The 26,892-nt window shown below is 31.5% G+C and carries 16 protein-coding genes; 2 read left to right on the forward strand and 14 right to left on the reverse strand.

The genetic code is table 11. From position 1 onward, the window contains the following. The first annotated feature begins 342 nt into the window (after nucleotides 1–342). Nucleotides 343–1,734, forward strand: coding sequence for a T9SS type A sorting domain-containing protein (locus ACSHW5_RS05580; RefSeq protein ID WP_435675124.1), 1,392 nt, complete (start codon nucleotides 343–345; stop codon nucleotides 1,732–1,734). A gap of 406 nt (nucleotides 1,735–2,140) precedes the next feature. Here the strand turns inward: ACSHW5_RS05580 and ACSHW5_RS05585 are convergent, their stop codons facing one another. The 13 genes from ACSHW5_RS05585 to ACSHW5_RS05645 form a co-directional block, all read right to left on the reverse strand. Continuing rightward, nucleotides 2,141–2,905, reverse strand: a complete 765-nt coding sequence (locus ACSHW5_RS05585) for an HpcH/HpaI aldolase family protein (RefSeq protein ID WP_435675125.1) — start codon at nucleotides 2,903–2,905, stop codon at nucleotides 2,141–2,143. A gap of 2 nt (nucleotides 2,906–2,907) precedes the next feature. Then, on the reverse strand, nucleotides 2,908–4,362 hold the full coding sequence (locus ACSHW5_RS05590) for an NAD-dependent succinate-semialdehyde dehydrogenase (RefSeq protein WP_435675126.1): 1,455 nt from the start codon (nucleotides 4,360–4,362) through the stop codon (nucleotides 2,908–2,910). A gap of 8 nt (nucleotides 4,363–4,370) precedes the next feature. Beyond that, the gene (locus ACSHW5_RS05595; protein ID WP_435675127.1) at nucleotides 4,371–5,543 is read right to left on the reverse strand and encodes a mandelate racemase/muconate lactonizing enzyme family protein; all 1,173 of its coding nucleotides are present in this window, start codon (nucleotides 5,541–5,543) and stop codon (nucleotides 4,371–4,373) included. Between the two features lie 354 nt (nucleotides 5,544–5,897). After that, nucleotides 5,898–6,302, reverse strand: coding sequence for a hypothetical protein (locus ACSHW5_RS05600; protein ID WP_435675128.1), 405 nt, complete (start codon nucleotides 6,300–6,302; stop codon nucleotides 5,898–5,900). Nucleotides 6,303–6,326: 24 nt separating this feature from the next. Then, a complete protein-coding gene (locus ACSHW5_RS05605; protein WP_435675129.1) occupies nucleotides 6,327–8,033 on the reverse strand; it encodes a hypothetical protein in 1,707 nt (568 codons plus the stop codon). A 13-nt stretch (nucleotides 8,034–8,046) separates the two neighbouring features. Then, a complete protein-coding gene (locus tag ACSHW5_RS05610; RefSeq protein WP_435675130.1) occupies nucleotides 8,047–9,843 on the reverse strand; it encodes a RagB/SusD family nutrient uptake outer membrane protein in 1,797 nt (598 codons plus the stop codon). Between the two features lie 27 nt (nucleotides 9,844–9,870). Continuing rightward, on the reverse strand, nucleotides 9,871–12,957 hold the full coding sequence (locus ACSHW5_RS05615; RefSeq protein ID WP_435675131.1) for a SusC/RagA family TonB-linked outer membrane protein: 3,087 nt from the start codon (nucleotides 12,955–12,957) through the stop codon (nucleotides 9,871–9,873). Between the two features lie 247 nt (nucleotides 12,958–13,204). Then, nucleotides 13,205–14,650 (reverse strand): hypothetical protein, encoded by a 1,446-nt coding sequence (locus ACSHW5_RS05620; RefSeq protein ID WP_435675132.1) that lies wholly within the window; start codon nucleotides 14,648–14,650, stop codon nucleotides 13,205–13,207. 24 nt (nucleotides 14,651–14,674) lie between these two features. Next, on the reverse strand, nucleotides 14,675–16,951 hold the full coding sequence (locus ACSHW5_RS05625; RefSeq protein ID WP_435675133.1) for an alpha-amylase family protein: 2,277 nt from the start codon (nucleotides 16,949–16,951) through the stop codon (nucleotides 14,675–14,677). Nucleotides 16,952–17,017: 66 nt separating this feature from the next. Continuing rightward, nucleotides 17,018–18,670 carry a sulfatase gene (locus ACSHW5_RS05630; RefSeq protein ID WP_435675134.1) on the reverse strand — a complete coding sequence of 551 codons (1,653 nt, stop codon included), beginning with the start codon at nucleotides 18,668–18,670 and terminating at the stop codon, nucleotides 17,018–17,020. Between the two features lie 134 nt (nucleotides 18,671–18,804). Continuing rightward, the gene (locus tag ACSHW5_RS05635; protein WP_435675135.1) at nucleotides 18,805–19,929 is read right to left on the reverse strand and encodes a hypothetical protein; all 1,125 of its coding nucleotides are present in this window, start codon (nucleotides 19,927–19,929) and stop codon (nucleotides 18,805–18,807) included. Between the two features lie 100 nt (nucleotides 19,930–20,029). Next, complete coding sequence (locus ACSHW5_RS05640) at nucleotides 20,030–21,952, reverse strand: FAD-dependent oxidoreductase (protein WP_435675136.1); 1,923 nt, start codon at nucleotides 21,950–21,952, stop codon at nucleotides 20,030–20,032. Nucleotides 21,953–21,975: 23 nt separating this feature from the next. Further along, entirely contained in the window at nucleotides 21,976–23,637 is a 1,662-nt protein-coding gene (locus ACSHW5_RS05645) for a sulfatase (protein ID WP_435675137.1), read from the reverse strand. 169 nt (nucleotides 23,638–23,806) lie between these two features. On the opposite strand from ACSHW5_RS05645, the gene ACSHW5_RS05650 reads away from it, so the two are divergent. Next, nucleotides 23,807–25,399, forward strand: a complete 1,593-nt coding sequence (locus ACSHW5_RS05650; protein ID WP_435675138.1) for a helix-turn-helix transcriptional regulator — start codon at nucleotides 23,807–23,809, stop codon at nucleotides 25,397–25,399. A gap of 5 nt (nucleotides 25,400–25,404) precedes the next feature. On the opposite strand, the gene ACSHW5_RS05655 is transcribed toward ACSHW5_RS05650, so the two are convergent. Next, entirely contained in the window at nucleotides 25,405–26,883 is a 1,479-nt protein-coding gene (locus tag ACSHW5_RS05655; protein WP_435675139.1) for a sulfatase-like hydrolase/transferase, read from the reverse strand. Between the last annotated feature and the right edge of the window lie 9 nt (nucleotides 26,884–26,892).

Raw genomic sequence — 26,892 nt, forward strand, 5'->3', positions numbered from 1 at the left:
GATCCAATGTCTTTTTTTATCACAAAGATCTAATTATTTTTACGCTTCACACACAACTTTTGAGATTGATCCATTTTGTCCTTTAAATATATTCATAAAAAGAATGTATTCATTGACTTAAAAAATATGATTTTGATTACTGACATGTAAAAATTTATATTCTATTTTCAAACATAGATTTATGTAACAAAAACATAATTAAAAGAATATAAGAAACTTACACTTCTTTTTTAGATAATCTAGTGTTAGTAACAGGTAATATTTAGCAAGAATTAACTGAACTTATACTTTAATTTTATAATCAGAAATAACTAATAAATTAATTACCATAAACCTTTTATTATGAAAAAAAAATACGTTAAAATTTTATTGATGGCTGTTGTACTTTTTACAGCAGTAGCTATGTCCGCTCAACAAGGGCCAACACTTTACCAGTTTACCGCAGATGCAGAGTCTTGGGTTAAAGGTTATGGAAATGGAACTGTTGGTTGGGATGATGGAACTTCTACACCTGCTTCTGATGGTGCACTAACACTTGACAGAACAGACCCTACTAATGGCACAAACAACAATGCCAATATTAGAAGAGGACAAGGTGGCGTAGATAGTTTTATTGTTTTAGATGCAGATGTTTACAACTATATTAAAGTTAGAGTTTTTAACCAAACTGAAGCCGTAAATATTCAAGTTCAAGGCCAATCTAGACCCGCAGGAACTACAGATACACCTGTTAGTTTTGACGCTCAAAATAACAATGGTGTCTTAATAGCAAAAGAACCTGGAGGATTTCAAACCGCTTATCTTGATATATCTGCACTTACAGGAGAAATAACGCGTTTGGATTTGTTGTTTAAAGCGAACAGTGCTTTAACAGACCCAACAGGAGCTAAAGTATTTATTGATGAAATTGAATTTTTAACAGATGTACCTGCATCTACTTATTCAGAATTTATTAAAAACCCTAGTTTTGATGACGCTGTAGGAAGTTATACTTTTAAAGGGAATACAAATCAATTAGGAAGAGAATTAACTTTTGATTTTGCAAAAGATGGAAGCAAAAGTTTTAAAAGTACTTTTGCAAAAGATCAAGATGCTCAATTTTGGTATTTTAATGATTACTCAAAGGCTTATGATGCTGGAGTTATAACGGATACTAAACAAGCTAAAGTTACCATGTGGGTAAGATCTGCTAGAACAGAACCAATAGGAATTATCGTAAGATTAAAAACTACAAACGCAGCCGGAGATAACCTTCAAATAGCTGGTTTTCCATCTAAATTTGTTAACACAAGTGGTACCCCAAATGTGTGGGAAGAATTAACTTTTGAAATTCCACTTCCTTTTGATCATACAGATGTTGCAACGGAAGTACGAAACATTGAAATGTGGCTTGGTTATGATTTTGATGCAGAAAATGCTGCTTTAAATGGCGCTAATGGAGATGTAATATACTTTGATCAAATGACCGCAGTTATTGAAGATGCACCCACTGCAAAAGTTAATTCACAACAATTAGAAGATGTAAAAATGTATCCAAATCCTGTAGAAAATCAATTATTTTTTAACGCGAAAGAAACTCTAAATAAAGTTGAAATCTTTAATTTATTAGGTAAAAAAGTACTTTCTACTACCAATACAAATTCAATAGATGTTTCTTCTTTAAGCAAATCTGTTTATTTAGTAAAAATATCTTCAGACAAAGGAACCTCTACAAAGAAATTAGTCAAAAACTAAATGTAATTACACCAAAAATTACCAATTTTATAAAAGCTAGCAATTAAAGATTGCTAGCTTTTTTTTGTTTATCAATGAACAGAAGAAACCAAATAGTAGCACTCATATTGTATTTTTTTTTCTTATTTGGTTTCTACTAAAAAAGGTATAAGTTACAGTTTTATTGTCCATATATTTTTCTCTTTATAAACAAAAAGAGAAATTACAAGGAGTATTAATTATATTCTACTATCACTTTTACTTGACTTCCATTCCCTAAAGCATATAGATTTCAATTGCGAATAACCTTTCAACTAGAGTAATTATATTAAATATTATAAACTTAATCTGATTCATTAATTTGAAAGCAAAAGAAAACCCTGTAACTTTTCAGTTGCAGGGTTTTCTAATTTCTAATATGTTTTACTTAACTTTTCAGTTGCGCTGTAATATCTTTAAAAGTATTCATTATTAAACCAACATCTACTGCATAAGAAATATATTGTACTCCAATATCTTTCCACATTTTTGCTTTTTCTGCAGATTCTGTAAAAGTACCTACAAACTTACCGTATTTTTTTGCAGTTGCTACAGCTCCTTTCATAGCATCTACTACTTTAGGGTTGTTAACATCACCCGGAACTCCACAAGATTGAGATAAATCATAAGGACCTAAAAAGATTACATCAATACCATCTACTTGTACAATTTCTTCTAAGTTATTAATACCTTCCATTCCTTCTATATGAATAATGGTAGTAATATCATTATTAGCTTTACCAAAATGATTTACGGCACTAATATTAGTATACTCTGCTGCTCTTACGTAACGGCACATACCTCTTTCTCCCTTCGGATAAAACTTGGTAGACTTTACCAGTCTATCTGCGTCTGCTTTTGTACATATTTGAGGAACCTGAATACATTTTGCACCAATATCTAAAGTTCTTAAAATTAAAGTTTCAGAATTTTCGGTAACTCTAACAACTGGTGTAATACCTCTAGCTTCTGCAGCCCTAATCATATTCTGAAGAGACTCTATGCTATAAGGACCATGTTCCATATCTATAATAACAAAATCAAAACCACTTAAGGCCGCAATTTCAACAATTGCTGGATCTTGTATTTTACAAAAAGGACCATATAACGTTTCTCCTTCTTTTAAACTATTTTGCAATAAATTTTTTGTCATAACTATAATGCTGATGTTATACGTTTTTTAACTAAATAATCATGTAACGCAAGGTGAGAACAATCGTGACCTATTCCACTATTCTTAAATCCACCATGTGGCAAATATATAGCATATTTTACACCATTTATCTGAATTTCTCCAAAATCTAGGTCTTCTGTAAATCTTTCTATTCTTTTGTTATTATTTGTAAAAATGTAAGAAGCTAATCCAAATTCTGTATCATTTGCTAATTCTAAAACTTCATCATCTGTATCAAAAGACATAATACCTGCTACCGGACCAAAAGTTTCTTCTCTAAACAATTTCATCTCTGTTGTAATCCCAGAAACAACTGTTGGTTGCATCCAATATCCACCTTCCGGAAAACCTTCAGGAATTTTACCTCCATATTCTAAAGTTGCTCCTTTGCTAACAGCATCTTCTATTAACTCAAACATTCTGTCTCTAGATTCACTAGAAGCCAAAGGTCCCATAAAAACATCTTCGTTTTCTTTAATTCCAAAACCTATTTTTAGTTCTGAAGCTCTTTTTACATAAGCCTTTAAAAATTTATCATAAATATTTTTGTGCACAAATATTCTATTAGCTGCTACACAAATTTGACCTGTATTATGGAATCTTAAGATGATTGCTAAATTTAAAGCTGTTTCAAAATCAGCATCTTCAAAAACAATAAATGGCGCGTTTCCGCCCAATTCCATTCCTAATTTTTTGATAGAAGTTGTACTGTCTGCAATTATTCTTTGACCTGTTTGTGTAGAGCCAATCATTGTAATAACAGCAGGAATTTTACTTGTAGTCATTGGTGTTGCCACCTCTCTACTAGAACCTGCTAAAATATTTACAACGCCTGCAGGAAAATTAATACTGTGTAAAATTTCACCAACCATATACGTTGATAATGGTGATAATGTTGATGGTTTAATGATTAAAGAACAACCAGATGCCAATGCTGGCCCTATCTTATAACCAACATTTAATAATGGAAAATTCCATGCTAAGTACGCAATTGCCACTCCTGCTGGTTTAGAAATCATTTTATGAGTATGTGTACCCTCATAATCTGGAATTTGTTCTTCTCTTAAATTTTTCATGGCATTAGGATACCACTCTAACGCTTCTGTAAGTCTATCTATGTCTTCTTGCGAACCAGCATAGGTTTTCCCCATTTCATGCACCATTGCATTTCTTAATTCGTCTTCTTTTTCTAAAATAGCCAAACGCAATTTATTCATCCAAACGGTTCTTTCTTCTAAAGAAAGTTTAGACCAATATTTAAATCCTTTTTGTGATGATATTAAAGCTTTTTCTGCATCTGCTTTACCCGCTTTTGCAACCTGAGCAATTACTTCTCCGGTTGCCGGACAAATAACATCTTCTCTCTCTCCACTATCTGCATCGACTAATTTACCGTCGATGTATAACTTTTTGTATCCGAAGTTTTTAGTCTTCATATATTTTTTTATTTATTTAATAATTTTTCAACTCTTTTTTCAGTAGAAATATTGTTCACAGAATACTTACGTAACATATCCTCATCTACATCTATACCTAAACCAGGTCTGACTGGTACTTCTAACATACCGTTTTTCATTTCTAATTTTGGGAATGTTAAATTGTCTCTAAGTCCGTTTTCTGTTTGATCAAATTCCATTAAGTAATTTGCTTGATACATTCTACCAGGAATTGCTTCTAAATTTGAAATAAAATGTAAGCCAACATGTAAACCAATAGATGTTCCCCAAGTATGCGGTATTAAATCGATACCATTTGTACTTGCCAACGCTGCAATTCTTTTTGCTTCTGTTAAACCACCACTTGCACAAATATCTGGTTGCAAAATATCTACAGATTTATTTTTGATCAATTCATTAAAACCAAATCGTAAATACTCACATTCTCCACCTGCAATAGGAATGGTTGTTTTTTCTCTTAATTCGCTATATTGTTCATAAAACTCTGGTGAAATAGGTTCTTCAAACCAACCAATATCATATTTTTCAATTTTTTTACAAAGCTCAACTGCTTCTCTAAACGTATAAGCGTGGTTAGAATCTACCATTAAAGCAATATCTGGCCCAATAGTTTCTCTAATTAATTTTACATTGGCAACATCTTCTTTGATACCTAAACCAACTTTCATTTTCATGGCTTTGAAACCCTGAGAAACATACAATTTTGCTTCTTCTACAAATCCATCTGAAAAATTATTATGATTTGTAAAATACAAACCTGTTGCATAGGGTTGAATTTGTTTTCTATGTGCGCCACCTAATAAAGTAGATACGGGTAATCCTAATATTTTACCTTTTAAATCCCAAATAGCAATATCTATTGCACTAACAGAAGCCATATAAACACCTCTTCTAGAAAAGTCTAAAGTCTTTCGATACATTTTGTTCCAAATCACTTCATTTTCTAAAGGGTTTTCACCTATAACAGTTGATTCTAATAATTTAATACCTGCTTCTACCATTGTAGCAGGTCCATAAGCTTCTCCCCAACCATGTTGTCCGTTAGATGCTGTTATTTTAACTACACATATACAACGTTCTGCATATTCCCATTGCGAAAAGAAAAAACTTTTTGATAAAGTATCTTTAAGAACGAAGGCTTCTATTTTTTCAATTGTCATTGTTTTGATATTTAGTTGACTTAATAGCATTTACAATTTACTGAAGTCTAATTTTGCTAAAGCATAAAAATAATTAATAGGTAGTCTTTTGTCGTCTCCATTTTTATCTAAAACAAAGCGAATATTACCTTTAAATTATTTTAATTTTGATAAAAATGATTTAAAAAAAATACTGCTGTCATACATTTTTATTAAAAATGGAAGTTCGTTTTAAAAATATTTAAAAAGTATCAACAGAATATAACTCCCTTATAATTAAAATGTAATATAATATTAAAAAGTTAAAATAGATTGAAAACAAAAAAAGGACTGCGAGTAAATGCAATCCTTTTTTTAATTTAAAATTACTACTAATTAATTATACACTTCTTCTTCAGAAACTTTCACGTTAAAAACAGCTGAACCATCAATGGTAAGTGTTCCTTGGCCTGTAGTTTTATCCGCAGATAAAACAAAATTTATAGTAGCATTATTTTCTAATTTATTTACAGTTACTTCATAATTTGTATCTGTAGAAGCATCTATAAAACCAGAAGAAGCATAACTATCTAAATTAAATTTGGTAGTATATACAGTTATTATATTTTTTTGCTTGTATATATTTACTTTAAAAGGTGCATCTGTTCCTGTAATATCTGTAATTGAATACACTGCTGTTAAAGCAATATCTGAATCCTTAAAATTACTATCTTCTTCGCAAGATGCAAAAGCAAATACAATTGCGAATACAGCAATATATTTTATTATATTTTTCATCATTATTTCTAGTTTTAATTTTAACGCTTATATTCTTTCTTCAATTACTACTAATTGAAAATCATCAACCCAAAGTAATTGAGCTCCTGATACACCCACATTTTCTAAATGATGAGGTCTAAACGTATGTCTTACACTTGTTGGTATTTCTTTGGTTGAAAAAGTATTGGTTATTTTAACCCATTTTCCTTTTTCAACATTTTCTATATCCCATACTTGTCTAGTAAAATCTGGTTTGTTCCATTCGGTTCTAAATGTTTTTAAAGTAGTACTTGGGTCTATCCAAATCATATAAGACATTCTGTAAGTTCCTTCAGGAATTGGGTCTACTGCCATACCAAAACTCCATAAATTTGCATTTGGTAAAGGGTCAGAAGCTAGTGTGCTATATTTCATACTTGCTGAACCACCATCACTTGGAGAAAATTTAGATGTAATTCTTTCATACACTAAACCTCCATCTGATTTATTATTGTTAGCTCCAACAAAATAACTTTGAGCATAGGCGTTATTAGAAGAAGGATTAGCTTCTTCATAACTTGCATGCCCTTTAGCAGGTAAAACACTATTACCATAATGCATTTGAACTATCTTGTCTGTAAATGATTCTAAAACTCTTTCATCGGCAGATTTTAAATTTCCAGAACTGTTATAAGATATACTAACTACATCAGAATTATAAATAGGTGCACTTAATTGTAAGTTTATAAATGTAGCATCTGTAGGATTTATAGAGGCAGAAGCAACTGATATTGTTGTTGGTCCAAAGCCTGCTGCCGTATTTGTTACATTTACTGTAAAATTTGCTGCTTCTCCTGCAATTTCACTTACTTCTCCATTTACTCTAAAAGAAATAACCTCTTCCTCATTTTCTGTTAAAGCACCATCATAAACAAATGGCTGTGAAGATTTTACAACTTTTACTTTTAAAGGTATTAGTTTATCTATGGTTTCTCTAGGTAATTCATTTAACCTTAAAGATCTAAAACTCCCTACATTAAAAGTACCTAATTTATAAAATTTAATATTTGCTATTAGACCGCCTGTTTGACTTGGCACACCATCTTCTGCAAACCAAGACCTTCCGTTTGGTCTACCAATTGTTGTTAAATCTTCGAATGTTAAGGCCGTAGCTGCTTCTATTTCTACCACTGGCCAGGTGCTTTCATCAGCAATATTTGGCATGTCTGTAGCGGCAACATTTAAAACTTCATCGGTTCCTTTTAAAACTCTAAAAGCGGGTTGAAGGTGCGCATAAACATCAAAAATAAATGTGGTATCAATAACGTAAAACTCTCCTTCTTTTACAGAGGTTTTAATCCCTGTACTAGATCTATACGTTACAGGTGCATTAAACTTGTTTAAAAGTCTTACTTTGTTAATTCCGCTATTTGCGAATAACACATGTGCTTTTGCTTTATCTATTGATAAACCTGCACTTTCATTAATAAATTTAAATAATGAGTCTCCTTTAGGACTAAACCCTTCTTTTAAAAAGTTGTTTCCTTGTTCTATGCTCCATTCATGACTTGTTGTTCCTTGAGATAAATCGAAAAAAGACAAACTAGTATCTTGATTTAACCATGTTTTATTTTGAGCAAATTGATCAAAACTAATAAGCCAAGAAACATCTGACAATTCGTTTGGGGCAGTATAATCTTTGTACTGGTCATCATTACAACTCCATAGAAGTATAAGACCAAAAAAGAATGCTATAAATTTTATGTTTTTCATTTTAAGAATATTTTTAGTTTATGTATGGATTTGCATTCACCTCGTTAAAAGGTATAGGATAATACCCATTTTTTTCTTCAGAATAATTTAAATATGGAATATCATATTCATAATCTACTACAATATAATTACCTGACGGTTGGGAATACTCTAGCGTTGGATAGTTGTTTTTAGTTTTTGTTTCACCTAAAGCATTTACATAACTATAACTTATAGGAGCATAATATTCTTCATTTGACAACTCTTCTAACCTTTCTTTAAAACCATAATTATCAGATTTTTTCCATCTTTGGAAATCTAAAAAACGAATAGAATGACCTTCTGCACCTAATTCTAAAGGTTTTTCTACCTTCATTAAACGTTGCATTAACTCATCTGCTGTATATTCTGGATCTGTTTGATCTCTATCATACGTATGTGAAATGTCTCCATTTGGTCTTCCTAAAAGCACCAAGCCCCATCTTTGTCTAATATCATTTATAAGTTTTAAAGCTCCGTCTATATCACCCGTTTTAATCATGCATTCTGCTTGCATTAAATATACTTCTGATAATCTGTTTAAAGTAACATTTTTACTAGAGAAAACAGCACCACCAGGTAATTCACTTTCGTTAGAAACAATATCGTGGTTTTGAAATTTTTTCCACCATGCAAATCCCCAAGTTTTACCTTGAAATCTTCCGTAATCGCTTGTAGTTCCTTCTAAATAATACGTAGTTTGGTTATCTTCAACAATCGCAATCATTGCAGAAGCTCTTAAGGGTACATTTCTTCTAGTTTTCTGATTATTGTTATTCACATCTTCATAAAAGTTTCTAGGATCTTTTGCATCCATAGGTTCAGATTTATAGGCTAATGCTATCCACGCTGGCCCAACGGCACCTCTTGTGTTTGATGTTTGTTGATTTAACCAATTGGTACCTGAAGAACCATCCCATTGAGATAAATCAAATTGAATGTTGTCATTTGAAAAGTTAATTTCAAAAATAGATTCACTATTAAACTCTCCATTTGCAGAAGTAAACATTTTTGTTAAATCATCTTCTAATTCGTATCCTTGATTTTTAATAACATCATTAAAATATGGCATTGCTGTTGCGTAATCTAATTCTTGAAGATATGTTGTTCCTAGAATTGTTCCTGCTGCGCCTGCTGTAACTTTACTGATATCACCATCTGGATATTCTCCTTTTTTATATAAGTTTTTATAGGCATACTCTAAATCTTCTCTAATAAATTTAATTACATCTGTAGCAGAAGATAGTGGTTGTCCGTAATCTGCTGCTTCCTTAGGTACAAAATCTCTTATAATAATACTCCCTTCATTAAAGCTTGTATATAGATAATAGTGAAACAAACCTCTAAAAAATCTAGCTTGCGCCATTTGTGAAGTCCATTTTTCTAAATCTTCTGCTTCTGTAGTGGCTTGTATTCCTTCTAAAGCTTCTATTACTTGATTTGCTCTAAATATTCCTTGATAATTTGTTTCCCATTTTAATACAATTTCCTCTGTACTACCATTATAAGTATGTAAGTAAAACTCTTCGGTATTTTGAGGAATTGGTCTTCCATACCCGGGATAGCCCATATCTGAACGCAACATTTCACCAATTTTATTGATAACTCCTGGTTTGTGCAATGTTTGATATACAGCATTTAAGCCTAATTGCGTTTCGCTAAGATTTCTCCAAAATTGGTCTCTAGCTATTTCATTCGGATTTTTGATCTCGAAATAATCATCACTCACACAAGAGTATGCAACACCAAGTGTAAGAATTAATATACAAATTTTTAAAATTCTTTGTTTCATAATATTTATGTTTTTCTAAGTGTTCTATTAAAAGTTAAAGTTTACCCCTAGCATCCATTGAGAAGAAATTGGGCCAGTATCTTTATCAAGACCTCTTGCAGAAATACCTCCTCCAACTTCTGGGTTATAGCCAGAATATTTAGTAAAAGTTAATGGGTTTTGTGCTCTTACATAGAATCTTAATCTATTTAAACCCCATTTCTCAACTGTTTTTTTAGGAATACTATATCCTAAAGATATTTGTCTTAATCTTAAGTAAGAGCCATCTTCTAACCATAAATCACTATATCCTAAATAGTTAACATGTCTTCTTACATCATTTCTATAAGCAGGTATTGTGGATGTTTGATTTACTTCTGACCATTGATAAATAAGATCTTTATGTCTACCAAAACCATACGCCCATGCATCAAAACCATTCATAATTTCTTGTCCTATGGCAGCATACCAGTTCATAGAAAAGTCAAAGTTTTTATAATTTGCGTTAAAGGTATACCCAATTTCAAATGCAGGTAAACCACTACCACTATAAACCCTATCGCTATCGTCTAATACGTTATCACCATTTTGGTCAATAAACTTAGTGTCTCCCATTCTAGCATTGTTATCTATTTTCTGATATTGAGCTAGTTTCTCTTCTGTATCTATAATTCCATCTGTTCTCCAAAGGAAAAATGATGACACCTCTCTACCAACGGCTAAAGCTGTAACTCTAGATTGATCTGGAGCTCTACCCACTAAACCAAAATCATTGGTTAGTAAAAAATTAGTGTCGTTGTTAATTTTTGTTATCTCGTTTGTATTGGTAGAAAAAGTACCATTCATTCTCCAACCAACATTACCTGTTCTTCCTCTATAACCTATTGCAAGCTCTGCACCAGAGTTTACCATGTTTCCCACATTTAAAACTACTTGTGCATTGTTACCTCCACCGGCAGATGGTGGTAAAAATATTGGAAATAACATATCTTCTTTATCCGCATGATAATACTCTGCAGAAATAGTTAATTTATTTTTAAACATTGCTAGATCTACACCAAAATTAGTTCCTGTAGTTGTTTCCCAACCTAAAAGCTCATTTGCATAATCTTCTTGAATAGTTCCTAAACTTATTGTTTCTCCTCCTGAAGCATTGTTTCCATAATAATTAATGCTTTGCACAAGACCTGGTAAGTATGAGTATGGCGTTGTTCTATCTACCCCTGTTTGCCCAAAAGATGCTCTAGCTCTAAAGCTAGATACCGTATTTTTAAGAGAAGCCCAAAAAGGTTCTTCAGAAACGTTCCAAGCAAAAGCCGCTGAAGGAAAAGTACCTGAATTAAATTCTACAGGAAAATTTGATGATCTATCTCTACGTATACTTGAGCTAAAGATATATTTGTCTTTATAGTTGTATTGAAATCTACCAATAAGACCTAACCTTTTTTCTTCATAATCAAAACCAGAAGTTACACTTTGTTCTCCAGTAGCAATGTCTAAAGTAGATCCTCCGGCATAGGTTAACCCTCTTCTTCTTGCAGAAAAAGCTTCACTATCATTGTCTTCTAAAGTAGCAAAGAATGTAAATGTTAGGTTATGATCTTCTTGTATTTTTCTTTCATAAGTAGCTCCAAATTCTCCTAAAAAATTAGTTGTAAAACGGGTTCTCATATCTACATAACTATTTGCTGGCTGACTTTGAAGTAATCCTTGAGTGTTAAATATTTCTCTATAAGGTCTTATAATTTTTCCTATTAAGTTATCCTTGGTTAAACCAACATTTGCTGTTAATTTTAAGTTTTCCAGTAAATCATAATTTAAATTTACAGCCATATTTGATCTTGTTCTTTTCTGAACATTGGTAGTTTGTAAACTTTCTATCACCCAACCTAGTCTGTTTACATCATCTCCACCTTGTGTTAAATCATCTAGTTCTCCTATTTCTAAACCAGACTGTGTTGGTCTATAAACAATTGCTTGAGATAATAAATTTCCTTGAGGAATATCTCTTTCATCAGTAACTACTGCAACACTAGTTTGAACTCTTAACTTATTCTTTTCATAAACCGTATTTGCACGAATATTAAAACGATTATAGTTAGAGTTTATCTGCAATCCTTCTTGATCAAATAAACCCAATGAAACGTTATAAGTAATATCTTCTGTACCACCAGAAATATTTAAATCATAATTTTGAGTGGGCACATTATTAGAAAAGATTAAATCATTTAAATCCGTTTCATTTTGAAATAATTGCGTGTTTTGTAAAATTTGTAAGTTTACATCCTCATCAAAAGAACCATTTACATTTCTACTAGTTACAATATCAAAATACGTTTGTTCTACAGAGTTCATTAATGGTATAGCCGCATTTCTGTGTTGTACAGCATAACTTGCATTTAATCTTACTTGCAAAGAGCCTGGCGCACCTTGTTTTGTAGTAATTAATATTACACCTGCAGCACCACGTACACCATAAATAGCTGTAGATGCAGCATCTTTTAAAATATTAATAGCCTCTATGTCTGAAGGTGGAATTCTTGGGTCTCCACTTTGTACAATTCCATCTACCACGTACAAAGGATCATTGTTTGTTAAGGAAGTAATCCCTCTAATTAATATTTCTGAATCTCCCCCAGGACTTGCAGATGATATAACATTTACACCTGCTGCTTGTCCTTGCAATGCAGACCCTAAATCTGAACTTACAATAGCAGCTAAATCTTCTGCTTTTACTTGAGTAACAGCACCTGTAATTTCCTTCTTTTTCACAGTACCATACCCTATTACAACAATCTCTTCTAAACTTTCTACTGATGGGTCTAAAACAACATTCATGGTTGCATTTTTAACCATTAAAGATTTTGGTATCATACCTATGTAACTAAATTCTAAAACATCACCAACATTGGCATTAATAGAAAAAAGTCCATCAAAATCCGTTGAAACGCCATTTTTTGTATCTTTTATAACAACGCTAACACCGGGTATTGGACCTTGATCTTCTGAACTAGTTACAGTTCCAGATACTTTAATTGATTGTGCACTGGAACTAAAATGGCACAACAGTCCGAAGAGTAAAAGCAAGAAACTTCCTGCTTTGGCTTTCCTCATTAATAAATTTAAAATTTTCATGTATTTAATTTTAATTTTTAAACTTGATTGAACTTGATTGATTTGATAAACGTTTAATCAAAAAATAACAACACTATAGCAATCCTTATTTTTTAACATAAATTTACACTTACAAAGTAACAGTATAATCGTAATTATGTATATATGGCATTTATCTTATCATTACTGTATTTTATCCTTATTGTATGTTATATTAATACATAAAAGATAATTTAAGACTGATAAATATGTACTTAGTAGATGATTATTAGAATGTATCTAAAACATGGTTTACTGATTTAGAATCTTTTACAATTAAGGAAATCGATTTTACCGGTTTTAAAGTAGCAATTTTCTGATGAAGTTTTAATTCTTTTAAGGGATGTACGTTTTCTAAAACAATTTCAGAGAATACTTTTCCTTGATCATCTTTTATTGATAAAATAGCTGTCCCTTCTATAAAAACACCATAAGCACCTTCAACTGTTTTTGTATCTTTATGATACTGTAATTTTTTAGTGATGATTCCTGTTTGGTTTACATCTAAAACGGGTGCGCTTTCAATTTTTGCTGCCCCATGAATTTCTTTATAACTAAAACTCTCTTTTGGCTGAAGTGTATACAAAGGTGTTTTTACTTCTGTTTCTATATATCCTGTTTCTAAGCCGCTACAAAAAATTGCCATATTTATTCCGTGGTCATATTCTTTAGTATAATCATAAGGTTCCATAATTTTTACAAAAGCTGTATTTGTAATTTTATTTACATAGCAAATCCAAGATTTGGACGAAATAATATGCAAACCTGCCATTGCATTGTAATCATACTCTACTTCATAAATTCCTGGAGCAACTTCTCCTTTCCAATTTGTACCTTTATTGAAGTATTTTTTTACATGTTCTGGATTGTTTTTATCTAACTTAAAACGATTTCTATCGATGTAATTCCAACGTTGTTGTGGTGTTGCAGTAATTTCAAACTGTTCTCCACTAGGTAATTTTAAGCTTTTCGAAAAAGGGATAAAAGCACTAAAATTATGTCCGTCTTGCAGTTTTGAATCACTCCAAGAAACATGCTGACTAGAAATCATCAACCCTTTTTTAATTGCTTTATCTCCCACATTTTTTAAGGTATGATTGATAAAAACCAAACTAGAATTGGGTTCTATATACAAACTTCTAGCATATGTAATTTTTTCATCAATTTTATCAGGATGTATAAATCTATTTTCTTTACCGAAGAAAAAAGGAACGGGTAATTCTTGTACTCCAGATTGAACATCGATTGTTTTTTTTCCATCGGAATTTTCTCCGATAGACACCTTATAAGGAGCATCTCCAATAACAACTGGTGGTGGCCAACGTTTGCTTTTTTCTCCATTTATATTGATGGATGAATTTTCAATTGGTAAAGGTACCAATCGATAACCTCCAAAATTTCTCCACTCATTCATTTTTACTTCGTCGGAAGTACCAAATGATTTACCAATCAACTTCGGGTTTACCCACAAAGACGGAACATCTCCTAAATTGTATTCTAAAATTCTACCTGCCGCATCTGGCACAACTGCCAAACTGATGTATTTGTTTTTGGCAACATAAATCGTATCCCAATTCCAATTATTATAATTTTTTTCTATTGATATTAAGGCAGATTCTTGAGCAAAAGAACCAATACTCATTAATATTAGAAGAAATGTACTTACTTTTTTCATTTTATTTTTTTTTAAAATTTCGATTTATTTTTTTTCTAAAACCTCTACAAAATAAACTTCAAACGGTTTTAATACCGGACTTGAAGTCACCTCAATACCTTTTATAAAATCTTTACAAATGGTTTTGTTTTTTGTGTTTTTAAGTTGAATATTAAGCGCCACATCCCACTTACCAAGATTTACAATAGAAAGTATTTTCTTTCCGTTTTTGTCTGAAATAAATTTCCAAGTACAGTTTTTGCCACCCTCATTATTTAACTCTTTTATAGTTATATTTGGAAGTTGATTTTTATCAGCTATAATGGACAATGCGTTTTCTTTAATCTGATTCCATGTGGTTAAAGAAATTAGCTTTCCATTACTTTCTTTAAGTTTTGGTAATGGTTGTCCATATTCATTTTTAGTTAGACTAATTGCATCAATAATTACAACACCGCCTTTGTCTAAATACGCTTGAACACTCTTTAACTCTTCTTCAGTAACACGTTCCGTTTTATACACCAAAACAACATCCCATTGTGCTTTATCTTGTTTTGATAAAATATTTTTTGTTGCAAAACCTAAAGGGATTCCTTCAAAATTTAAACCTTCGTACAACTCAAAAATAGCATCCATATATTTTATTTTTTGGGTTGCTGCTGTTTGTGAGTAGAAAATCCGAATTGGTTTTCTTTGATTTTGAAGCGCCGTTATTTCTTCAGAAAAAGTATTTAAATCTATTAAAGTACTTTCTAACTCAAAAGTGACTCTTGGTTGCTGGTTGTTAGAACCTCCAAAACTTCCTGTTAAATTTTCTCTTAAAGAACCATCTAACTTTCTAGGCCAATACCAAGTTTGTGTTGCATTTAAACCTAAAGTATGCGCTGCCCAATACGTAGCTCTTGCATATTTAGGATTCATATATAAATCTCTAGAATGTTCTGAACTTAATAAATGACTCTCTGAATTAAAGTTAATTTGATTTGGATTTACTGATTTTAAAAAATCGTAACTCATGTATAATTCTCTCCAATACCAACCATATTTTTTTTGCCAGTCTTGATTTGGATGTCTTCTCTCTGTATAATGAGCGCCCACATCATTTCCATTAATTTCACTTAATTCTGTTAGTCTTTCAAAATCGATTCCACTATCCAAATCATTATCCGTAAAAATAGAAGGCATAATTTTAAGATGCGTTTTTGCATTAGGGTTGTGTTTGCGTAATTCGGCTTTTAAATACACAAACCAATCGGTAACTCGTTCTTTATTAAAAGTGGTCCAATCGTACCATTTTGCAGAACCTACCAAACTAATATCTAAAGGCACAATACCAACAGCTTCTTTAAAATTCTTAAAGTTCGTTTCCCAAATACTATTTAATTTCACTATAGTTTGATGTCTGTTTTCTAACCATTTTTCAAATTTTTGAAGGGTATAATTAGAAACATCTGCTCTAAACCAATCATCTTTTTTACTGTTTTTATAATTAGTAAAACGTGGTTCATTGGTTAACATATAACCTAGTTGTGTTCCTTTTTTCCCTACCGTAAGCGGAATCGTTTTTTCAAACAGCATGGATATCATTTTACGAGCTCCAGGATTATCTATGTCGTAGTTTGTAAATGGTTTTCCTTTAATTTTATTAAATTCTGCTCCGTATTCTTCTGCAGTCCAATTTGGTGCTTTTTGATGTGATATAAATACAAATCCTGCTGTTTTAGAACCTTGATTTTCGATTTGATTTAAAATTCTTGGGTTCATATCTCCCTTTTTATTCTCAAGAAAAGTTGGAACAATAAAGAAACCATCTAATTGACCAAAATACTCATCCAACCTTTTACTACTCGGTTTCCATGTATAGTCTGATAAAAAAACAGGTTTATCATCATTCAGTAAAGAACTATTACTAATTTTAATGTTTTCCCAATCTGGTCTTGTGTAAGGTTTTCTGTAAATTTTATTATTTAATAATTGATTTGCTCTTTCTATAGATTCATCAAGTAAAAGGATCACCTCTTTTCTTTCGAATACGGGTAATTCTTCTGCCATTTTAAGAGCCTCTTTTTTATAAAACTTTACTTTTTTGAACAATTCAGAATTTACAGCCTTGTTATTCTCATCCCATTTTGCAAATTCTAAAAAAATTTCAGCTGTATTTACAGCTAATTTTTCTTTGTAAGCATCAATTTTCTGTTTCTCTAATTTTACAATTAATTTAGCAAGGCTTTTGATTTTTTTATCAGCAACTTCATCAAAATTTTGCCCATAATTATAACCACTAATTAAAAAAAATATAAGGATTGTTATTTTTCGTTTCATCATTATTTTTGTTAAAAAAAATGCTTCAAAAGAATGAAGCATTTCATTAATATTTAATAAAGTTTTTTAAATTTTCGCTAAATTCCCTTTCCATCCTTTGTTAAATTGCACTAGTAATTGTTTTACAATTTCAGGATTTTGGTCTGCTATATTTTTTGTTTCTGTAGGATCATTTGTATGATCATATAATTCAATAAACAACGGCTCACTCTCTGGTTTTGTATAATCTTTCCAAACAATTAATCTATAATTTGCTGTTCTCATTCCATAGCCCATTAAGTTATTTTCAAACATTTCTCTGTCCCATTTAGAACCTTGTTGCTTTTTAATTTTAGCTTCTTGTTCTTCAATTAAAGGACCAAAATAGGTTTCTCTCATTCCTTTAGACAACGGATTTGCAGCCCATTCTCTTAAAGCAGGATTCGGAAATTGACTAAACACGGCAGATTTCCACTCTTTTTTAGGATTCGATAATAAAGGCACAAAACTTTGTCCTTCTAAATGTGTTGGAATTTCTAAACCAGCCAATTCTGATAATGTAGGATACATATCTACCAATTCTACCAAAGCATCTGAACTAGTACCTCTCACCTCCTTTTTCATATCTGGAGTCCAAATAATTAAAGGAACTCTTGTTCCTATTTCATAATTGGTTGCTTTCCCCCAAATTCCCATTTCACCTAAATGCCATCCGTGATCAGACCAAACAATAATAATGGTATTATCTCTTAAACCTGCATCGTCTACAGCTTTTATCATTTTACCTATTTGTGCATCTATATAACTTACACAAGCCAAATACGCATGTTTTAAAATTTTTGCTTGTTCATCACTAATAGGACCTTTTTTTGGTATTCCGTATCTAGCGCGTAACTCAAAAGAAGGATGTAAACCCATTGCAGCACCACCTTCTGGCGCATGTGTTTGATCAGTTAATTTAATATCATCCTCATTGTATAAATCCCAATATTTTTTAGGTGCTAACCAATCTAAATGTGGTTTTTTCATTCCCATTCCTAAGAAAAAAGGCTTGTCAGGGTTTTTCTCTAACATATCTTTCATTGTTACTATTGCCAATTCTGCATTGTAACCATCTTCATAAAAAGTATCTGGTACATCAGCATTTTCATAAGCAGGTCCTTTTCCTAAACCATTTCTGGGTGCATCTTTTCCATACTTGGCAATCATATCTGCCTGATTCTTTTTAAACATTGCCTGGCTTTCTTTATTTGCAAAACCACCTGGAGTGTTACTTTTTTTAATCGTCATTTTGTCATAAGCAGGTTCTCTACTCCAAGACAAACCTAAATCTGCAAATGCTGTTTTATGGTAAATTTTACCTGTATATGTGGTTTCATAACCATTATTTTTAAAATGCTGCGGAATTGTAATAATATCTGGATTTGCATCTCTAAAATAGGTGAAGTTCTCTATTACTTTTATAGTTTCTGGTCTTGCTCCAGTCATTAAACTTGCTCTAGAAGGGCTGCAAATTGCTTGCTGACAATAGGCTTTATTAAATAACAAGCCATTTCCTGCCAACGCATCTAGATTTGGTGTAATTGCAATTTCCGATCCGTAAACACCCAATTCTGGACGTAAATCATCAATAGCAATAAAAAGAATGTTCGGTTTCTTTTTAACGGTTTGTTTTTCTTCTGTTTTAGATTTGCAACCAAATACAATAGACAACACTAAAAATAGCTGAAGGAATTTCATTTCTTAAATTTTTTGATTTATCAATTAATAATGTACTGCAAATTACAGTACTATTTTGAAAGGAAATTGCTGTATTGTATCTTTTAATATATCAAAATTACCATACTTCTAAAAAATGAATAAATAAATTTAGATTACAAAGAAGATTTGTTTTTTATCTTAAAAATGTTTAAAGTTTCATTTTGTTCTGCTGATAAATTCTGACTTTTTAAAAACCAATATGCTCTTCTTGCTTTTATAAAACCCGATTGTAATAAAGGAAAAACGTTTTCTACAACTTTCTTAGAATTCGCATTTTTAGATTGCATTAAATCTAGAAAAAAGGAAACTTCCTGAAAAGAACTTAACTTGAGAACTTCATTGCTTAATGTATCTAAATATGAATTTGGAATAGTCTGTTGTATCGATTGTAAAGATCTAATAACAGCTAATTTTTGTGCTTTTTCACCTTTTACAAACAGGTCTTCCAAAGCGGAAAAATAAGTACTAGAAGGCGCTTTTTCTAAATAATTAAATGTTGATTTTAATACAGATTCCTCCTCTAAAACTCTTTTTGTAATCCTCTTGATAAAAGGTGCTGTATAATTCTTTCTTCGCTCTAAATCTTTTAAAGCAATAAAAAAATAAGTAGTATTCTTTTCAACTAAAAAATCTTGTAATTGACTATTTGTAACGGACTTTCCTGTAATTTCTTTAATTGCTTTAACAACCTCTCCATTTGCCCAATGCCATAAAGTGTAACAAGTTAATGCCGCACCAGCAACGGTATCTTTTTCATCTAACTCTAAAGCTGTTGCTCCAGAAACGGCATCAGACTCATCGTCATGTTCATCAACAACCGTTAAAATTTCATCAATATATACTTCTTTAAAAGGCGATTCTTTATTAGACAAAATACCCTGCAACTTCACATAATCTTCAGAATCAAAAAGCGCATCTTCATATTTTTCTAAAGTCGCTCCTTTTTCTAATTCATATTTTTGATACTCACCAATATTATTCCAAAAAATGCGAACCGGAATCACTTTACAAACTTGTTCTAAACAAATTACTGATTGAACATCCATATAATAAGACATTGGAAGCCCGTTTTCATCTACTACTTGATTCAGAATAATAGTTACAGATTCCTTTTCTCCAGGATGATGAACTATCATCTTATGCTGAATTGTTTTAGTAGAATACAAATTGACATCAGAACCACTCATAAAAAAAAGTGGAACCAGAATAAAGAGATATGTTTTTATAAAATGTATCATATATTTTGATGAATCGATAATCCTGTCTAAATTAACTTCTTAATTAAATCTATTTGTAATGTACCGTCAACTAAAAGTAGTTTTCAGTAAATTACATCAACTACGCATAACAACGGATTTCAAAAAGTTTTACATTTTTAGCGCCATAGGTTTCGGTCATTTTCACTCTAATAGCAGTAGTTTTAACGTTATTAAATTTCATTTTTATCAAACGAGTTCTGTTGTCTGTAATTTTTCCTAAAGACACCCAACTTCCATTTACTCGTGCTTCAAAACTCAATGCTTTCAGCATTTCTTTAGGAACTCCATTGCCATATAACTCGTCATTTCTACTGTCTTTACGCATCATAATATTACGATTTACATTGGTATCGCACTTTATTTCTATGGATGACAATGCAACAGGAGCTTCCCATTCTAATTGTAAACTTGCATTGAAACCATCTGATTGCCAATGATTAATTTTACCATCAATATCTCTAGACATTCCGTTTACTAAATTCTTTGCATCACCAGAAGACGTAGAAGAGCCAAAAATTAAATTGGCTTTTTTAGCCAAATCTTTAGCATCATTTGCAGGTCTTTTTGGAATAAAAACATCGTCTCTTAACAATTGTTCTTGCAGTTCTTTTATGTATGTTTTACCAACTTCTCTTGGCAATATATTTCTTTGACTACAAATAGATGCAGCAGTACCAACAGCTTGACCTTGCAAAGCACAAGTTGCCATAATTCTAGAAGAAGACAACGCAATATGCGTCTGACTTACATTTCTACCTGCAAATAGTAAGTTAGATACATTTTTAGAATACAAACTTCTAAATGGAAATTGGTATACACTCTTAAAATGGTAATGAAAATAACTTGGTGGTTCAGTAATATTTTCTATTCCTCCAGGATTGTGTTCATCTAAAGACCAACCTCCAAAAGCAACAGCATCATAAAAATATTTATGTCCTGTCATGTCTTTTTCAGACAAAATATAATCACCAATAAAACGTCTAGATTCTCTTCTACAAGGCAAAGAACCTACCCAATCTAAAGCTAAATTTTCTGCTTCTGGGAAATTTCCAGAGTTTTTAATATAATCCCAAACTCCATGTAAATACCCCATTAATTTATGTCTATTCACTTCAAAATCTGCAATAATATCATCATCACTACCAACTTCTATCCACCAAATTCCATCTTGAAAACCAGCAAATTTCCGTCTTTTATTAGCGCCCTCGTGGGTGTATTTTATAGCATAAGAAGGTGGCGAATATTTCATTGGTTTCCCCATGTCTTTAGAAGACATTAATAAAGTTGCGCCCATTTGCCAACCGTCAGCAACTTTTGGCGCATATTTTTCGTTAAATTCAGAAGATGCTTCTCTTCCTGTTCTGTATTCTGCTCCAGAAGTTGCGGCTAAAAGTCCATCTCCTGAACAATCAATAAAAACAGGTGCATTAATTGTGTACAAAGACTCTGTAGTTGATTGCCAACATAAGGCTGATTTTATTTTATCCCCATCCATGACCGCTTCAATAGCTTGTGTGTTTAACATCAGCGTTAAATTGGGTTCTCTCACCACAAAATCATACAAAACATGATCGAAAACAGGAAAAGATTCTTGCTCATTTTCAAACCTATTGTGCAATAATATTTCTTCGATAATACCAGTTTCTCTTTCTGCTTTTCCTTTAATATTATTTACACCGTTTAAATGAACACGCATTTCGCTAGAAGCATTTCCTCCTAAAACAGGTCTGTCTTGAATTAAAACTGTTTTAGCTCCATTTCTTGCAGCCGCAACTGCAGCACAAATACCTGCAGCTCCTCCACCAATTACAGCAACTTCATAACCTAAGGTCTTTTTTCTACTTGGCATTCCAGATTTTCCAGTTCCTAAATGATACCATTTATCTTTTGTTTTATCGTAAATAATATCATTTGTACTTGCACAAGAGGTGGCTAATAATGGTATTGCTCCTGCAGCAATTGCTGCTGTTGTTCCTTTTCTTAAAAAATCTCTTCTTTTCATTTTGATGTTGTTTTAACTATATTTTATATTGTTTTTTTAGCCGAATTTCCTTGCCAACCTTTGTTAAATTGAATCATTAATTCCGCTACCAATTCAGGATTTTGACTCGCAATATTTGTAGTTTCTAACGGATCTACATGATGGTCATACAATTCTATAAAAACGGGAGCTTTTTTAGGATTTTCTCTGTCTTTCCACACTATAAATCGATATTGTTGTGTTCTCATTGCATACCCCATTAACGTATTTTCAAATAATTCTCTATTCCACTTTTCTTTTTGTTGATGGATGATTCTATCTTCAACTTTTTCTATTAATAAACCAAAATACGTTTCTCTCATAGCTTGTCTTAAAGGATACGCACCCCATTCTCTTAACGCTGGCGTAGGAAATTGGCTAAACACAGCAGATTTCCATTTCAATTCTGGGTTTTTAAGTAAGGGTTTAAAGCTAGTTCCTTCTGCATGTTTAGGGGTTTCTATGCCAGCTAAATCACACAAAGTCGGATAAAGATCTACCAGTTCTACTAAAGCATTTGTTTTTTTACCTCTATTCTCGTTTGCCATATTTGGTGTCCAAATCATTAACGGAACTCTTGTTGCAATCTCATAATTTGTTGCCTTTCCCCAAATTCCCATATCACCTAAATGCCAACCATGATCACTCCAAACAACAATTATTGTATTGTCTCTAACGCCAGCTTCTTCCAACGCTTCAAGCATTCTTCCAACTTGAGCATCTACATAACTAACACAAGCTAAATAGGCATGTTTTAAAGTTTTTGCTAATTCTTTGTCAATTTTTCCTTCTTTTGGTATTCCTTCTCTTACACGTAATTCAAATGAAGGATGCAAACCCATTTCTGCACCATTTTCAGGACCATTCGTTTGTGATATTAAAGCTATTTTATCTCTATCGTATAAATCCCAATATTTTTTTGGAGACGTCCAATTTAAATGAGGTTTGTTAAAACCAAGTCCCAAGAAAAAAGGTTTGTTACTTTTTTCCGCAACCATTTCTTTTAATGTTTCAATTGCCAATTCCGTATTATAACCATCTATATAGCCACTATCAGGCACATCTGCTCCTTCATAAGCAGGACCGCTTGCCAAACCAAACTTGGCAACGTTACCATATTTGGCAACCATTTTTTTTCTTTGCTCATTTCTACGTTCAATATTTTCTTTTAATGCGAAACCTCCAGGAACTTTAATTCCCTTCGCAATCATACGATCTATTGCGGGTTGTCTGTTCCACGATAATTGATCATCTTTATCTCCGTGATGAAATATTTTACCTGTATAAACAGCATCATAACCATTTTTAATAAATTGCTGAGGAATGGTAACCACATCTGGATTTACTTCTCTAAATTTTATATAATTATGAAAAACTCCACTTGTTTCAGGACGAATTCCTGTTAGTAAACTTGCCCTTGAAGGTCCACAAATTGCTTGCTGACAATAGGCATTTTCAAACAGTAATCCTTTACTTGCGAGTTTGTCTAAATTAGGACTAATTGCGATTTCTGATCCATAACAACCTAATTCTGGACGTAAGTCATCAATTGCAATAAAAAGGATGTTTGGTTTTCTGTTTATTTTCTCAGGCACTTCTTTTTTTAACGAAGAATTACAGCCTAAAAAAAACAAACTAAAAAAAGCTAGAAAAAATATTTTCATCATTTTAAAATTATAGATTCGTGCCGCAAGATAGAAATCCATTTTAGTTTAATCAGAATTATACAGATTACAAAAACTTAACATTGATAAAATTTTTACTATATTTAACTTAACTTTTGTTTTATTGAAATGCATTAAAAATTACCATAAAAAACTAAAAATCAATTTATTAATGAAAAAAATATTTGCTTTTACTTTTATAATTTTACTTAATTTATGCTATTTATCAAAATTACATAGTCAGCAATTCAAGTTTTTTAATTTTAACGACTTTAAGTATGAAAATCAGAATTATGATTCTATAAGTTCTATCCTTAATAAAAATTATAGCAATGCTATTGCACATAAAGACACACTACAAACGATAAAAACATTACTTACTTTAAGTCGCTTTAACAGGATGAATTTAAAATATGGAGATGCCTTTAATACTGTTGGAAAAGCGTTGTTTTTTGCTGAAGAATATAAGGACACACTTTTAATGGCTGAATCTTTTGAAGAATATGGAGTCTTAAATTATTTATACAAACAAGATAATGAAGCAGGAATTGGCTTTAAAAAAGCACATCAACATTATAAAAATTTAACCTTAAAAAATAAGATGAATCAGGCTAATTTGTATCAGTCTTATTATAATTTAGCGATGTATTATCAGCGCACAAACGATGCTATTCTAGAAAAATATATTGATTCTTTAAACTTATTATCACAACACATTGACAAAGAATATCTTTCAAAAATTTACCTACTTGAAAAAAAATCAAGTATTATAGAACGACAAGGCAAGGTTCAACAATCTTTAGACTTATTATTAGAAGCAGAAAGTTCTTTTGAAACAAAAAACAAATTGCTGAAACTTTCTGACATTAAAAAAAGCTACTTGATTATATTATATGGTAGAATTGGAAATGTATATATGAAGTTACATAAACTCGATTTAGCTAAAGTTTATTTTGAAAAATCAATTTCTATTAAAGACGCCTCTGGAGAAAACATTTTTTACAAATCTTATATTTATTCACTGTATTCAGCGCTTTTGTCTCAACAAGGAAATTACAAACTAGCTTACGAAAATCAAACCAAGTCTACCGAAATTAACAATACCTATTTAAACCCGAGAAATGATGAGAACCAAGGTTTTTTAACCATTAAAAACTACTACCAAGATCAACTAATTAAAAAAAACAGGTTAATCAATTCTAAAAACCGTGAATTAGCAGATAAAACAGAAAATTTATTACGATTTAGAATATTTTTTGTGATTGTTTTATTTGTAGTTATTATCATCGGTTTAATTATTAGAAGTAGAATCCGGTTTTTAAAACACCAAAAGCTAGAACAGAATTCTAAAGAGTTGTTAGATGTTAAGAACAAAGAACTCACCACAAACACGCTGCAATTAATAGAAAAAGAACAAGTAATTAAACAATTAAGTGATTTTATTAAAGAAGTAAACCCAGGAAATAAATCAAAAATAATTTTAAAAACGATAGAAAGAAGCTCTACTAGTTTATGGGACTCTTTTAACAGAAGGTTTAACGAGCTAAATAAAGGTTTTTATGAACGATTACAAGAAAAAGTACCAGATTTAAGTAGAAGTGATCGGAAATTATGCGCACTGATAAAACTTAATTTTTCGGGTAAAGAAATGGCATATTTACTAGGTATTTCTTTGGGAAGTGTACACGTTGCCAGACACAGATTGCGTAAAAAAATGAAACTGGAAAGACATCAAAATCTAACCAGTTTCATTACTTCTATTTAAGTAAACTATTTTTTAGTAGGCAAATCAGTTAACATATCCACTTCAAAAGTTTCATTGTATTGTGGCATTCTACCATCTTTCCATAATTCCTCATCTTTTGCAGAATAATACCATAAAGGTTGTGCAAATCCTTCCGTCCATTTTTTTGTTTCAGCCACCATTTTTTTAAGACGTTCAGGATATTTACCTGCCATATTTTTCTTTTCGCCAATATCTTGTGTAATATTTGTCAATCTCCAAGGTTCATTTCCAACTCTTGTAATTTTCCAATCGCCTAATCTGGCACCAACATCACTAAATCCATGACGGTATCTTAAACAGTAAATCATGTCGTCTTTATGGGGTTCTGTATTCTGTTTTACAGCTTCAAAAATATCTTTACCATCTATTTTTTTGTCTTTTGGTATTTTAGCATTGGCTAATTTTGCAAACGTAGGATATAAATCTAGTGAAGAAACTGGAAAATCAAATTTCAATCCTTTTCCTAATTTGTTTGGATAATGGAAAAACATAGGAACACGATAACCGCCTTCCCAAGCATCTCCTTTTGTTCCCTTTAGCGGATAATTATTTGCTCCATGATCAAAATTACCACCATTATCACTTAAAAATACAATTAATGTATTGTCATATTGCTTTGTTTTTTTTAATGCCTTTACAATCTTACCAATTCCTCTATCAACCGCATACACCATTGCTGCATACGTTCTTCTATCCTCGTCTTTAATGTTTGCAAAAACCTTTAAATCTTCTTCCTTTGCTTCTAAAGGTACATGAGGAGCATTATACGCTAAATAGATAAAAAAAGGATCTTTTTTTGTAGAAGCTAATTTAATATCATTAATAGCTTCTCTAGATAAAGCATCCGTAATATATTCTGTCTCTTTTACTTCTTTATTATTATGTTCTAGCGGAAGAATATAATCGCGAATTTCTTTATTCCCAGCTTTTAATTGTTTTTGGTAATCCTTCTGATATTTTTCAGGAAAATAATTATGTCCTCCACCAAGAAATCCATAATAATTATCAAATCCTCTTTCATTCGGATGAAATTTTGGAGCACTTCCTAAATGCCATTTTCCAAAAGCACTTGTAGTATAACCAGCATCTTGCAATACCTTAGAAATATAAGTTTCATTTGTTGGAATCCCCATATTATCGGCATCATTCATACTAGAATTGCTATGCAAATTAAAAGCGGTTCCCATTTCATGCGGATAACGTCCTGTTAATATTGATGCCCTACTTGGACCGCAAAAAGGATGCGCCACGTAAGCAGACGTAAACGTAATTCCGTCGTTTGCTAACTTGTCTAATTCTGGTGTAATAATATCTGTAGATCCATTAAAACCAACATCATTATACCCAAGATCATCACACAAAACGAATAAAATATTTGGGCGCTCTTGTTGTGCTGTACATCCCATTATAGACATAAAAGTTCCGAATAACAGTAATTTTATTTGTTTTAAAACCTGTTTCATAATAGTAAT

Source organism: Polaribacter sp. (genome assembly GCF_051251875.1).
GTDB lineage: Bacteria > Bacteroidota > Bacteroidia > Flavobacteriales > Flavobacteriaceae > Polaribacter.